The sequence below is a fragment of the Orenia metallireducens genome, from assembly GCF_003001995.1.
Classification (GTDB): Bacteria; Bacillota; Halanaerobiia; order Halobacteroidales; family Halobacteroidaceae; genus Orenia; species Orenia metallireducens_B.
Genome location: NZ_PVNB01000020.1, coordinates 44,407 through 57,655 on the forward strand (window position 1 = coordinate 44,407; position 13,249 = coordinate 57,655).

A 13,249-nucleotide genomic window follows, 5' to 3' on the forward strand; every position below is an offset into this window, starting at 1 on the left:
ATTATGTAAGGAGGTCAGAATGATAAAAGAGGTTATAGTAGTAGAAGGTAGAGATGATTTGGATGCAGTCAAGAAGGCAGTAGATGCTGAAGTGATTATCACACAAGGGTTTTCCTTATCTAGAAGTGTTTTAACTAGAATAAGAGTAGCTCAACAGAAGAAAGGTGTTATTATCTTTACAGATCCAGACCATGCTGGAGAGCAGATTAGAAGAAGAATAAAACAGGCAGTACCTGGGTGTAAAGATGCATACTTAGCCCAAGATAAAGCCACTAAATCTGGTGATATAGGGATTGAAAATGCTAATCCAGAGGCTATTCGAGAAGCACTGGCTAAGGCTAAGGTTGACTATCAAGAAGTAGAGAAGAAGTTTATTAAGGATGATTTGGTCGCTTTAGGTTTAATAGGTGGCTATGATTCAAAGGAGCTTAGAGATAAAGTTGGTAATGAGTTAGGGATTGGTTATGCTAATGGTAAACAGTTCTTAAATAGATTGAATAATTATGGTATAACTAGAGAAGAATTTATACTCGCATTAGAAAAGGTAACTAGGGGTGTTGAAGATGGAAATTGCTAATCCAAGTAATACAAAAGATATTTTACGTAAACATAATTTACAATTAAAGAAGAGTCTAGGTCAGAACTTCTTAATTGATAACAATATTCTAAATAAGATAGTAGAAACAGCTGATTTAACAGAGGAAGATACAGTAATTGAGATTGGTCCTGGAATTGGATCTTTGACTCAGAAGATGGCAGAGACAGGTGCTAGGGTAATCGCAGTTGAATTAGATGATCGTTTAATTCCAGTATTAAAAGAATCGCTAAATGTATATAATAATATAGAGATAGTGCATGGTGATGCTTTAGAGGTAGATTTTTCTGAATTAGTCGATGGAAGCTTTAAGCTAGTAGCTAATTTGCCCTATTATATTACTACTCCAATTATTATGAGATTATTAGAAGAAGGCTTTGATGTAGAGAAAATAGTAGTAATGATTCAAAAAGAGGTAGGGGAGCGAATGGTGGCGTCACCAGGGGGGAAAGATTATGGTATCTTATCTATTGGAGTACAGTATCATAGTAATCCAGAGATTGCCTTTGTAGTACCTCCTACTGTCTTTATACCACAGCCTAAGGTCGAATCGGTTGTGATAGATTTAAAGGTAAAAGAGGAACAAAATCTTGAAGTAGTAGATGAAGAATTCTTTTTTAAGGTGGTTAAATCAGCTTTTCATCAAAGAAGAAAGACTATTAGAAACTCTTTAAGTAAAGCACCTTACATGAATTTAAATCGTGATTTAATCGACCAAGCATTGGAGGAAGTAGGGATAGACCCAAGAAGAAGAGCAGAAAAATTGAGTATCGAAACCTTTGCTCAGTTAAGTAATGCTCTATTCAATTTAACTGGAGGAGAGTAAATGGTATTTATCAGCCCTACAGAGGGTAAGTTGAGTTTTGAACAGACCTACAGCAGCATTGTTGATTTTGTGCAGAGTCTACCTGAATGTAACTATCAGTTGATTATTGGTAGTGATTCTCAACCAAGTGAAAGGATTGTCTTGGTAACTACTATAATTATCTATCGTGAAGGAAAAGGAGCTAGGTTTTATTACATCAAAGATGAATTAAATCCACAACTGACCTTTCAGCAGAGAATCTATTATGAGACTGCAAGAAGCTTAGAGCTAGCAAGCAAGTTAAAAGATAAAATATCAGCAGAAGAGTCTATTTGGGATTTGGATATAGAGGTTCATCTTGATGTAGGAAGAAGAGGAAAGACCAAGCAATTAATTAATGAAGTGGTAGGAATGGTAGTTGGCAGTGGGTATAAGGCAAGAATTAAGCCTTTAGCCTATGGAGCCTCTAGTGTTGCTGATAGATATACTAAGTAATTATTAGCATATAAGGAAATTAGTTTATTTGACTTATTTCTTTAATTTTGGTATAATTAGTAATAGTAATTCCAGAAGGGTGGGTCAACATGTCAGATAATATTTTAGGTCAAATTAAGAGTGACTTAGACTCCTTTGTTGGAAAAAAGGTGAGATTAAAAGCCAATCAAGGTCGGCGTAAGATTATTGAAAAAGAAGGAATTTTGGAACAAACATATCCAAAGGTATTTGTAGTTAAGGTTGATGAAGATCAAACTCCTAGACGTATTTCATATAGTTATGCAGATGTGTTAACGGAAACTGTTGAAGTGAAGATTAAAGATAATAATATGAAAATTGGATGTATTAGTGTTTAAGTTTTTAAACTAGCTGTGACCAGTGGTTGCAGCTAGTTTTCTTTTTTGTCATATATTAATTTAAGTATAATATTTATTCTGCTAGTATAAATTCTATCGATTAATGGGTATATTGCGACACTTTTTGAGTTTAAGTATAAGATTAAGTATAAGTCTAAGGATAGTTTAAGCAATGTTTTTATGATTTACTCAAACTTAATCTTAGCCTTATACTTAGTTGCAAAGTGTCGTAATATCTCTCTAGTGTATCAGTTTTTAATAGCAGAAGGTCTAAATATAATAGGATTTTTATTCCCTCTTATCACAAAAGTAAGGTTAGTGAATATACTGTATTAACTGAAAGGGGGGATATAGAAGAATGAGTGATATTAAGAACATAATAGATAAATATGTAGAGAATATTCTTTCTTTAGATAATGTAGTTGGAGTAGGGCAAGGATATAAAGAGGTTGGAGGCAGAAGGACTAATGAAGAGTGTGTGGTAGTCTTAGTTGAAAATAAGATGGATGCTCAGAGTTTAAATGAAAGTCATATCATACCACAAAGTTTAGAGAATCAGAAGACTGATGTTATAGAGGTTGGCAAAGTTGAGTTATTAGCAAGTGATGACAAGATGAGAATAACTAAGTTAAGACCTGCTCAACCAGGAGTCAGTATTGGTCATTATAAGATTACAGCGGGGACTTTTGGAGCAGTAGTTAAAGATAAGAAGACTGGAGAGCCGCTTATCTTATCAAATAATCATGTTTTAGCCAATATTACAAATGGTAGTGATGGTAGGGCAAGTAAAGGAGACCCTATCTTACAACCAGGTAGCTATGATGGTGGTAATGAGCAGGAGGATGTAATAGCGTATTTAGAGCGTTTTATGCCTATTTATAATGATCAACCACCTGCTTGTCCTTTAATGTCTGGATTCAATCAAGTATTAAAGGGTTTAGGAAGATTAATTGGAGCCCCTTATGAGGTTAGACGATCATCGATAAATAATAAGGTAGATTGTGCTGTTGCTAAACCAAAGGATCGGGAATTGATTAATTCAGAGATTCTAGGAATTGGAGAGGTAGCAGGAGTAGCTGAACCAGAATTAAAGATGTTAGTTAGAAAGAGTGGGAGAACCAGTGGGCTAACATCAGCTAAAATTAAAGCTGTTAATGCTACTATTAAAGTTCAATTATCTGCTGAGGAGTCTGCTGTCTTTACAGACCAGATTATAACAGAGCCTTTTTCTAAACCTGGTGATAGTGGTGCATTAGTGGTAAATAAAGATAATGAGGCTGTTGGTTTACTTTTTGCAGGTTCAGATAAGAGTACAATCTGTAATAAGATAAATAATGTCTTAACTGCCCTAAACATAACCTTTTAATTTGTATATTTTAATTATTTGCAGACATATGTCTGCTTTTTTTTATTTTGCTAAGGATAAATTTTAGCTTTGATTTTATCTTATTATACTGCCATAAGTTACATTCTGATTTTAAATTGCTATATGGTATAATAAAATTAAGCATGAAAAGTACAGGGGGGAGTAGATGGAACTAGAGAAAATAATAACATGGATACTTATTTTTGCACTAATTATGCCCACAATAGTGTTAGTTAGTACAGGTACTGCTTATGCCTTTGGAGGATTAGACTTAGATGATAATATTTTAAATATTTTAAAGGCTTTTTTTGCTTTATTCTTTCTGGGGAAGATGGTAGGTGATAAGAGTCCTACTTCAGAGCCTATAACTGATCAAACTGATAATTCTGCTATTCAAAATGGCAATGGTGAGCAGAGTAGTAATTCGACATCACAGGAAGAAATTGAGCCAGATAATCAAACCCCTTCAACAGAAAGTGAAGATGTTACAAAAGATGATGGAGTAGAGATAATCGAGAATGAAGACTGGACAGAGATGAAGGTATATTCATTGAGTAGAGATGAAGAGCTTATGTTAGATCTTTTGAATAAGGAAAGAATTAAGGAGGGATTAAATCCTCTTAAAATTGATTTTAGATTGGTTCAAGTGGCTAGAGCAAAGAGTCAAAATATGATTGATGAAGGTTATTTTAGCCATTTTTCGCCTAATCCTAACTATGGTTCACCCTTTGACATGATGAAAAAATTAGGTATTGATTATTACTTAGCTGGTGAGAACATAGCAGGAGCACCTAATGTACAATGGGCACATAATAGTTTGATGGAGAGTCCCAGTCATAAAGATAATATTCTTCATCCTGATTATACCCATATAGGAATTGGAATTGTTAATGGTGGACCTTACGGCAAGATGTTTTCTCAAGAATTTGCTGATTTAGTTAATTAATTTTTTGATTTTTATATAAAAAGAGTAGCTTGCAAACATTTGCAAGCTACTCTTTTTATATTTTACTAAATCTTAAACTCTAATCTATAAAGACGTGTTTAAATTAGATTATAGAATGATAAATCTATACATAGCTGAATCTATTATCTATTAGATTTATTTAGTATATAATTTTTATCTTAACATTATTTCAATTTTTTTCATAAAATATAAGAAAGATAAGCTTTTTAATGATTACTGGAATATGAGTTATTACTAAATATTAGAAAGGAGGTTAGTAGTCAATGGGAGGGAATTATCTTATAATCATAATATCTATTATAATTTTATATTTTTTCTCTAGATTGTATTTATATTATTTGCTTGAGAGTCTGTATAATAGAAGCTATCTAGCAAAGGAAGAGACTGATATTGATATAGATAAGATTAAAGATGACTATATTAAATTGTTTGATCAAAAATATCTATCTTAAGTAAGCATTATATGAATATTTTAATAATTATCTCTTAAATTACCTTATATTATATATATTTACACTATATTTTATTAACAGATTGGCCGAGGGGGTCATATTATGTACTGTTAAAAGAGAGAAATTTAATTATTTATGATTAATAAGGAGGTATGTAAGGATGGCGAATACTTGTAGAGATGACTTAAGACGTTTATTGGAGAGGATAAAGGATACTGATGAGCAGGTTGATATTATTATTCAATCAGGAGAGGACTGCTGCGAATTTACTGGCTGCATCTGTGAGGTTGATGACTGTTTTGTAGTATTAATTGATACTAAGCATGGAACTTGTATTAGAACTTATATCTTGCTTGATTGTATCTGTGCCCTTGTTCATCCAGCACAAACTTGTTGCGACGAATATTAAGAAGAGATACTTATAAAATTCAATATTTAAGGAAGAGAGATAAGAATATTCTTATCTCTTTTTTTAACACATTGCTTTTATTTATCTAACAAATCTCTGTTGTGATGGATAATAATTAAAAAATTATTTTATTAACATATTCTGATATAGAGCAATAGTATGTATTAACTTTAAATGAAAGGAGGGAAAAAGGATGAGTGAAGAAGTTGAAATTCAAGGATGTGATTCTCGTAGAGGTAATTCTCGCAGGGGTGGTTCTTGTAGAGATGATTTAGTTAGGTTATTAAATAAAATTAAAGATACTAGTGAAGAAGTAACTATTATTATCCAATCTGGTGAAGGTTGTTGTGAAATAACAGGATGTATCTGTGAAATTGATGAGTGCTTTGTAGTATTAATTGATAGTAATCATGTATGTGTAAGAAGCTATATTTTATTAGATAAGATCTGTGCTATAGTCCATCCAGCAAAGGGTTGTAAACACAGACCTAGAGATTAGGTGGATTATTTCTTATTATTAAAAAGAGAAATTGATAAAATCTAATATTTACTTTGAAGAGATAAGAGTTTCTTATCTCTTCTTTTTTTAACACATTTAAAGACAGAGTCATACTATATAACAAATAAAGAAGAGGAGGAGGGATATTATGGAGGAGATTAGATTGGAGGATTGTGGTTCTTGTATTAAGTCATTGAAGAAATTATTGAATAAGATCAAGGATACAAATGAAGAGGTTACTATTATTATCCAATCAGGAGAGGATTGTTGTGATTTTACAGGATGTATCTGTGAGATTAATGATTGCTTTTTAGTATTAGTAGATGGTGATAATATCTGTGTAAAGACTTATATTCTATTAGATAAGATTTGTGCAGTTATTCATCCGGCAAAAGGTTGTCACAGATGCTAATAGTCATCTAAAGGTTTAGCAATTATTTTTATTAACATATTCTGATATAGAGTCATAGTATGTATTAGTTTTAAATGAAAGGAGGGAGAAGAGAGATGAGTGAAGTTGAAATTCAAGGGTATGATTCTTGTAGAGATGATTTAGTTAGATTGTTAAATAAAATTAAAGATACTAATGAAGAAGTAACTATTATTATCCAATCTGGTGAAGGTTGTTGTGAAATAACAGGATGCATCTGCGAAATCGATGATTGCTTTTTAGTATTAATTGATAGTAATCATGTATGTGTAAGAACTTATATCTTATTAGATAAGATCTGTGCTATAGTTCATCCAGCAAGAGAGTGTAGACGTAGACCTAGAGATTAGATAAATTGTTGTTAATATTAATCGGTTGGATAGCTTAAATTATCCAGCTGATTAATATTAAAATTTATTAGGAAGGAGGTCTAAAGATGATAGATAGTGATTATGACTTGGAGCTGCTAGAACCGTTATTAGAAGAGCTGATAAATGAATTATTAAATCAGAAGAATCCAATGGTAAGTAATCCTCCTACTCCTTCATTAAATGATTTCTCTCAGTTTGATATTTCCAATATTGATATTAGTGAGAAGGAGCTTGATAAATTATTAGACATATTAAAAGAGATAAATTTGAAGTTGGAAGCTCAAGAAGCTAGAGAAAGGACAGGGGGTGAAAGAAGGGTGTCTAAAAGAGGAAGAAGTCAAGAAAACGAATTTGAAAGAGAGTTAATACATAATTTAAAAGAAGAATTGAAAGCAGAGTTGAAAAATGAATTAAGAGAGGAGTTACTTAAGCAGAAAGAAGATGATATATTTATTAATAATTATAATAATAGTGGTGATTCTTATATTTTTAAAGATGAGTTGGCTAAACATGCAGAGAACTTTGATTTTGTAGAATTAACTGTGATTAGTGGCTCAGACTGCTGTAAGATAGTTGGTATTTTATGCGAAGTTTATAGTGATTTTATAGTTTTAATAACTGAAGATAATAGTCGGATTAAGATATCAATAAGTAAGATAGTATCAGTCAGATTGCGTAATGATGGAGGAAGACGAAATAGATATAGTGAAGATGATGATAATCTAGATTATGAGGTTAATAGCATCAAATCAGATGATAACTTCTCTTCTAAAGAAGAGAATAAAGACAAGGAGATAGCAGCTAAAAAAGAAGAAGATTTAGCTGATAGTAGTTCAATAGAGGAGGAGCAAGAGGTAGAGGATGATGATATAGATTCAGATTCTGGGCAGAAATCTGAAATGGAAAGAAAATTAAAAGTCTTATAAGAAAGGTTATTTTTAGAGAGATGTTAAAAGCAACTCTCTTTTTTTTGGTTATAAAGAATTGGATCAAGATTTCATATTGTGAATTATGAATAAATTTGTAATTTCATTATATTCTATATTTTTCAATTGTAAATTAGAGTTTAATAGGTATATTGCGACACTTTTTGAGTTTAAGTATAAGATTAAGTATAAGTCTAAGGATAGTTTAAGCAGTGTTTTTATGATTTACTCAAACTTAATCTTAGCCTTATACTTAGTTGCAAAGTGTCGTAATATCTCTCTATAAGGTCACACTAAAAGTTTATCATAAAGCTTACTAACTATAAGACTATAGTTGTAATTATTTAAAAGAGATATTTTGGTTTCTTATTCTATTCACAAATTATTGGGGTATTTCGTATTATAACTTAGGAAAGGAGGGTTGAATAGATGAGTGGATTGATTGAAGGAAGTTATTGTAGTAAAGGACTGATAGAGCTGTTAGAGGATTTAAAGGTTGAAGCTGAGTTAGTTAGTATTATCATTCAAGCTGGTGGAGGGTGCTGTAGGCATAGAGGATGTATCTGTGAGATAATTGATTGTGCCACAGTTGTATTGGTAGATGATAGAGTTAAAGGTAAAGGAAGATGTGAAAGAACCTATATACCAATTGATTGTATATGTGCTATTGTAGTTTTTGAAGAGGGTAAAAGGATGGGATATGAAGCTAGAGATGATTTAGATAATTATAGCTTTCAAGATACAGATGAATTAAATAGAAAAGATAAAGTTGATACTCCACAAGAGGCAGCTTATGATGAAGATTATCAATATTATAATGAAGAGCCAGCTAATATTGGATGTAATGTATATGGATACGGAAGAAAGATCAGGATTAATGTAATGGGAAAAAGAACACTTTTATCGGTCAGTAAGGTCAATATAACGGAGTTATCTATGGTAGTTCATGGTGAAAGGACCGATAATGAGAACTTCATTTATTACTTCCATAAAGATAATGTAGGAGAAAAGACCATAGAGCTATTATTATCTCCGTCATCTGTAGGTAAAATTGATGATGTTATCTATAATGAGCAAATAGAAGAAGCTAAGATTATTGGTACTGCTCTTTTATATATCAATGAAGAAGATAGAGGAGAGTGTGAGTTTGAATTATCTGTAAAAGAAGATATGGCTACAATGAATATAATCTGTGATGGAGAGGAAGTAGAGAGCCATACAGAACAACTGACTGGAGTCTGTAGCCCTGAACCTTTTAGTATTCAAATCTTTTGATTAGCTCAATAATTGAATCTCTGTTTTATTTTAACTTAATTAAAATATAATTATATTTTAATTAAGTTTTCTTTTTGCCTGTAGCTTAAAATTAAAAAAATTTTATTCTTTGTAACACTTTTTTCCTTAATGCATAATATATACCAAATAATAAAAAGGAGGAATGTTAATGAGTCCGATTGATATTGACATTGATTTAGATACTTTAATTGCAGCGATATCAGAGTCTGTAGCTGAATCCGTAGCAGCAGCCTTAGCAGCAGCAGATGCAGCAGCAGATGCAGACGTAGAAGCAGATACAGAGGTGGAATTAGATGCCGATACAGACGTGGATGCAGATGTAGGGTTGGATGCTGATGCAGACGTGGACGCAGATGTAGGGTTAGATGCTGATGCAGACGTAGATGCAGATGTAGGGTTAGATGCTGATGCAGACGTAGATGCAGATGTAGGGTTAGATGCTGATGCAGATATAGATGCTAATGTAGATGCTAATGCAGACGTAGATGCTGAGGTAGAAGTAGAAGCAGAAAGTGAGAGTGAATCTGAGTCAGAAGCTGAAGCAGAAAGTGAGAGTGAATCTGAGTCAGAAGCTGAAGCAGAAAGTGAGAGTGAGTCTGAATCAGAAGCAGATAGTGAAAGTGATTCAGAATCTGATGCTGATAGTGATTCAGATAGTGATGCTTGTGCTGATGCTCATTCAGATAGTGATTCCGATAGTGATTCTTGTTCTGATAGTGATGCCGATGCCGATGCTGATGCCGATGCTGATGCCAGAGGCATAGGAGTAGGAATTGGAGTAGCTGAAGCAGAAAGTGAAAGTGAGTCTGAATCAGAATCTGAAGCAGAAAGTGAAAGTGAAAGTGAATCAGAGTCAGAAGCAGAAAGTGAAAGTGAAAGTGAAAGTGAATCAGAGTCAGAAGCAGAAAGTGAAAGTGAAAGTGAATCAGAGTCAGAAGCAGATGCAGATGCAGATAGTGAGAGTGATTCAGATGCAAATGCTGACTCCAATTCTACAGCTACAGCTACAGCTGAAGTTGAAGGTCCTGGAGACTGTGAACAAACTGCTCAAATTAACCAATCTAATAAACAACCACAAGCTTGTGTAAATACTGATGGAAATGTAACTATAAATCAAGCTAATGAAGAGATTGAGCAAGAGAATGAAGTTGAAGATTATGAGGATGATGAAGAAGTTTGATAAGAAATGATAATATAACTTCATACTTCAATAGGAGGTTTGGCCTAATTAGGTCAAACCTCTATTTAATAATATGAAAGATTTTTTAAGTTGATTTTATATTCGGATTTAGTTATTGTCTGCTTTAAGTAACAGAATTTGAATTCGATTCATAATATGTATAGATGATAAATTAGGAATTTAATAGATGTTTTAAAATATTTGGAATTATAATTATATTTTCATACTTAAGTTCAATTTGGTAGATTAAGGGTTTTGTATTAAGAGGGAGGGATTAAGATGATTTCAAATAAAGAAGGAGAGAAAGATAGGCTACTGAAATGGTGTATTGGTGGAGACATTAATCAAAGTCAGAGCTGCAATGTAGATGTTAAACAGCCTAATAATAATGTGATCTGTTCTAATGATACTGAGACTAATCAAATTGTTTCTGAAGCTAATGAAGAAATTAGAGAAGAAGTAAATAAAGAGGATGAACAGCTTAATTTAAAGAAGAATAAGAATTCTTCTGGAGGCAAGATAAATCAGAGTGCTAACTGTATACAAAAAGTGGAACAACCTGAGAGTAATGTCTACAATGCAGATTCTAGCACTATTAGACAAAATAATAAAGGCAAAAGAAAGTAGCCCTATTTTTGAATAACTTTAGGTGATTAAAAGGAGGTTTAGTATGGACAAAGATGATATTAACTGTTTAATCAAAGATATAACCCAAGAGAACAATTCAGATATATCGGTTAATCAGAAGAATATTATTATAATATATTGTGATTCTTCATCTGCAGGAATTTTAAATTTGAATTCTTTACAAGAGATTTTAGGAGAGGATTTTAATTTAGAGGTAGATGAGAAAGGAGAGGTTAGATTAAATAATGAGAGGATGGAGGTCAAAGATTTTAAAGATGGCTCTAAGGCATTATTCTTAGGAACTGAGGAGATTAAGACTGACAAAGATTAGTTGCTTAAATATATTTGAATTTAATCATTATTTTATTAAACCTTCGGATTTGTCTGAAGGTTTTTATTTTTGATCTTTAAATATTATATTATTTCCCAAGTTTAAGAAATAATATTAACACATTGGTATTATTTGTCATAAAATAAAGTAGAAGTCAATCAATATAGAAGGGGGGAGAGCTGTATGAGTAAAAACTCAAATAAATCTAAAATAGATCCTTTGCTTGATAATTCAACACAACTAAAGAGTAGGGAGTCTATGCAACTTCGGGAGCAGTTTAAGCAGAGTGATAATTATCCTGTTGGGATAATAGTTATATTAGCTAATAATTCAAATGAAATTACTAAAGAGTATAATAAGTTACTCAAAGAAATTTACAAACAATTATATAATAAGCTATCATCCTTTGGAGATTTAATTTATTATGATAATAATAAAATCTGTTTAATAGTTAATAGGGTTTATGAAGGAGATTTAAAGATTATAGTTGAGATAGTAGAGAGATTGATTGATGATATAAGTGATTTATTAAATTTTAAAAGAGATCTAATCATAAGCAAGTCAGCTTTAATATATCCAGAAGATAATATTGTTAATATAGATAGTTTAGTGAAGAGCATAATCTGACTATATATATTATCAAGAAATTAATTTTATATTAAAAAGAATCGGTAATTATTTGATTGATATTATATCTTCACTATGAAATTTTATTGTAGCCAAATAACTTTTAAGGAATAAAATGGAGTAAGTGTATAAGATTATTATTTAAAGGAGGTGAGATAAGTGTTTAAAATCAAATGGATTGGAGCCATGGTTCTTGTCTTTCTCATGGTCTTTGCTGGGGTAGCAATGGCAGCCAATACTACTACTCAAGATGCTACAATTACTGTAGAAGCAATTAATGAAGTATCAGTATCTGCTGGAACAATAAGTATCACAATTAATGCAGCCAATGCTAGTGTAACGGCTGGGGATAGTTCCTTTACTGTGACAGATACCAATACCACAATGTCTTATACTACAAATGAAGCTAGTAAGAAGATTACAGCAGCTATTGATGCAGATTATGCTGCTGGAATTACCCTTCAAGTCAACGTAGCATCTACTTCGGCTACTTCAGCAGGAGATGTTACCCTCTCAACTACAGCAGCAGATGTAATAACTGGATTAGGTAATGCTGCTGATTCAGCAGAGACTATCACCTATACCGCTACTTCTACCACAAGTGTTGCACCAAATGGTGGTGAGACCCATACTGTAACCTTTACCCTAACAGATACTATATAAAGTTAAAACTTAAAGGTGATAGGAGAGATCAAGAGGGGACTTATCTCTCTTGGTCTTAATTTCTATATAACAATTTACCTTTCTATGGATAAATTGCAATACTTATTAGATCTAAGTTCAAGCATAAGTCTAAGTAAATATGAGAATAGTGTTTTTATGTTTTTTTTAAGCTTAAACTTAATTTCAGACTTATGATTAAAGTGTTGCAATATCACTCTATTATATTGCTTATTCTTATTAGCTCAAAATATTGATATGAGATGTATTTATAATAAATATTTTAGACTCTGTTCTTAAGAAAGATTGTTAATTAGGATAGGAGGAGTTTCATGAAGAATAATTTCTTTGGGAAATATTTAATATTTGCTCTATTGATTATAACTTTTTTAGTTCTTGTTTATCCTCAAAGGGCTGAGGCAACAGATATCAGTGTATCTGGTAGCTGGTCAGAAACAATTAATGCTGATGACTTAATCGATGGTGCAGGAAGTGATTTGCTAAGTACTTATCAAAATAGTGGGGGAGATATTTCTTTAACCCTTAGTAATGGTAGTAGTAATTGGCGAGTTGATGTTAAACGAAGTGATACAATCTGGTCTAGTAATTTTAGTTTGGGAGTCAGGCGTGTTTCTAGTGGCAGTGGAGGAACAGTAAGTGGTGGTACGACTTATCTAACTACTAGAACTATTGATTCAGAATTTTTTACAGGATCAGGTAGCCCTAGTGGAATTGATTTACAACTTAGGCTCAGTGGTGTCTCTATTGCTATCCCTGTTGATATCTACAGTACTACAATCACTTATACAGTGGTTGACATTTAAAAGAGAGGATGTGAATTATATTGTGTTGGAATT

Annotated in this window: 18 protein-coding genes; all 18 read left to right on the forward strand. The window is 32.1% G+C overall.

What is annotated here, in order from left to right:
• The first annotated feature begins 19 nt into the window (after positions 1–19).
• The 18 genes from rnmV to BX659_RS13230 all read left to right on the forward strand — a co-directional run bounded on the left by rnmV (position 20) and on the right by BX659_RS13230 (position 13,216).
• The gene (rnmV, locus tag BX659_RS13140) at positions 20–577 is read left to right on the forward strand and encodes a ribonuclease M5 (protein WP_097017836.1); all 558 of its coding nucleotides are present in this window, start codon (positions 20–22) and stop codon (positions 575–577) included.
• Entirely contained in the window at positions 564–1,421 is an 858-nt protein-coding gene (rsmA, locus tag BX659_RS13145) for a 16S rRNA (adenine(1518)-N(6)/adenine(1519)-N(6))-dimethyltransferase RsmA (protein ID WP_097017837.1), read from the forward strand. The genes rnmV and rsmA overlap by 14 nt, the downstream gene beginning before the upstream one ends.
• Complete coding sequence (locus tag BX659_RS13150; RefSeq protein WP_097017838.1) at positions 1,422–1,895, forward strand: ribonuclease H-like YkuK family protein; 474 nt, start codon at positions 1,422–1,424, stop codon at positions 1,893–1,895. It begins immediately after the preceding gene.
• A gap of 89 nt (positions 1,896–1,984) precedes the next feature.
• Entirely contained in the window at positions 1,985–2,251 is a 267-nt protein-coding gene (locus BX659_RS13155) for a Veg family protein (RefSeq protein ID WP_097017839.1), read from the forward strand.
• A 358-nt stretch (positions 2,252–2,609) separates the two neighbouring features.
• On the forward strand, positions 2,610–3,617 hold the full coding sequence (locus BX659_RS13160) for a hypothetical protein (RefSeq protein ID WP_097017840.1): 1,008 nt from the start codon (positions 2,610–2,612) through the stop codon (positions 3,615–3,617).
• Between the two features lie 166 nt (positions 3,618–3,783).
• The gene (locus BX659_RS13165) at positions 3,784–4,563 is read left to right on the forward strand and encodes a CAP domain-containing protein (RefSeq protein WP_216358779.1); all 780 of its coding nucleotides are present in this window, start codon (positions 3,784–3,786) and stop codon (positions 4,561–4,563) included.
• A 633-nt stretch (positions 4,564–5,196) separates the two neighbouring features.
• Positions 5,197–5,445: a hypothetical protein gene (locus BX659_RS13175; RefSeq protein ID WP_097017842.1), complete on the forward strand. Its 249-nt coding sequence runs from the start codon at positions 5,197–5,199 to the stop codon at positions 5,443–5,445.
• A 193-nt stretch (positions 5,446–5,638) separates the two neighbouring features.
• Positions 5,639–5,944 (forward strand): hypothetical protein, encoded by a 306-nt coding sequence (locus tag BX659_RS13180; protein WP_097017843.1) that lies wholly within the window; start codon positions 5,639–5,641, stop codon positions 5,942–5,944.
• 148 nt (positions 5,945–6,092) lie between these two features.
• Complete coding sequence (locus BX659_RS13185) at positions 6,093–6,356, forward strand: hypothetical protein (protein WP_097017844.1); 264 nt, start codon at positions 6,093–6,095, stop codon at positions 6,354–6,356.
• Positions 6,357–6,451: 95 nt separating this feature from the next.
• On the forward strand, positions 6,452–6,724 hold the full coding sequence (locus tag BX659_RS13190) for a hypothetical protein (protein ID WP_097017845.1): 273 nt from the start codon (positions 6,452–6,454) through the stop codon (positions 6,722–6,724).
• Between the two features lie 86 nt (positions 6,725–6,810).
• The gene (locus BX659_RS13195) at positions 6,811–7,671 is read left to right on the forward strand and encodes a hypothetical protein (protein ID WP_097017846.1); all 861 of its coding nucleotides are present in this window, start codon (positions 6,811–6,813) and stop codon (positions 7,669–7,671) included.
• 429 nt (positions 7,672–8,100) lie between these two features.
• Entirely contained in the window at positions 8,101–8,946 is an 846-nt protein-coding gene (locus BX659_RS13200; RefSeq protein ID WP_097017847.1) for a hypothetical protein, read from the forward strand.
• A gap of 169 nt (positions 8,947–9,115) precedes the next feature.
• Positions 9,116–10,147, forward strand: a complete 1,032-nt coding sequence (locus BX659_RS13205) for a hypothetical protein (RefSeq protein WP_106231915.1) — start codon at positions 9,116–9,118, stop codon at positions 10,145–10,147.
• A gap of 279 nt (positions 10,148–10,426) precedes the next feature.
• Positions 10,427–10,774: a hypothetical protein gene (locus tag BX659_RS13210; protein ID WP_097017849.1), complete on the forward strand. Its 348-nt coding sequence runs from the start codon at positions 10,427–10,429 to the stop codon at positions 10,772–10,774.
• Positions 10,775–10,817: 43 nt separating this feature from the next.
• Positions 10,818–11,105: a hypothetical protein gene (locus tag BX659_RS13215; protein WP_097017850.1), complete on the forward strand. Its 288-nt coding sequence runs from the start codon at positions 10,818–10,820 to the stop codon at positions 11,103–11,105.
• Positions 11,106–11,288: 183 nt separating this feature from the next.
• Positions 11,289–11,732 carry a hypothetical protein gene (locus BX659_RS13220; protein WP_097017851.1) on the forward strand — a complete coding sequence of 148 codons (444 nt, stop codon included), beginning with the start codon at positions 11,289–11,291 and terminating at the stop codon, positions 11,730–11,732.
• Positions 11,733–11,891: 159 nt separating this feature from the next.
• Entirely contained in the window at positions 11,892–12,395 is a 504-nt protein-coding gene (locus tag BX659_RS13225; protein WP_097017852.1) for a hypothetical protein, read from the forward strand.
• 329 nt (positions 12,396–12,724) lie between these two features.
• Positions 12,725–13,216, forward strand: coding sequence for a hypothetical protein (locus BX659_RS13230; RefSeq protein WP_216358780.1), 492 nt, complete (start codon positions 12,725–12,727; stop codon positions 13,214–13,216).
• Positions 13,217–13,249 lie beyond the last annotated feature (33 nt).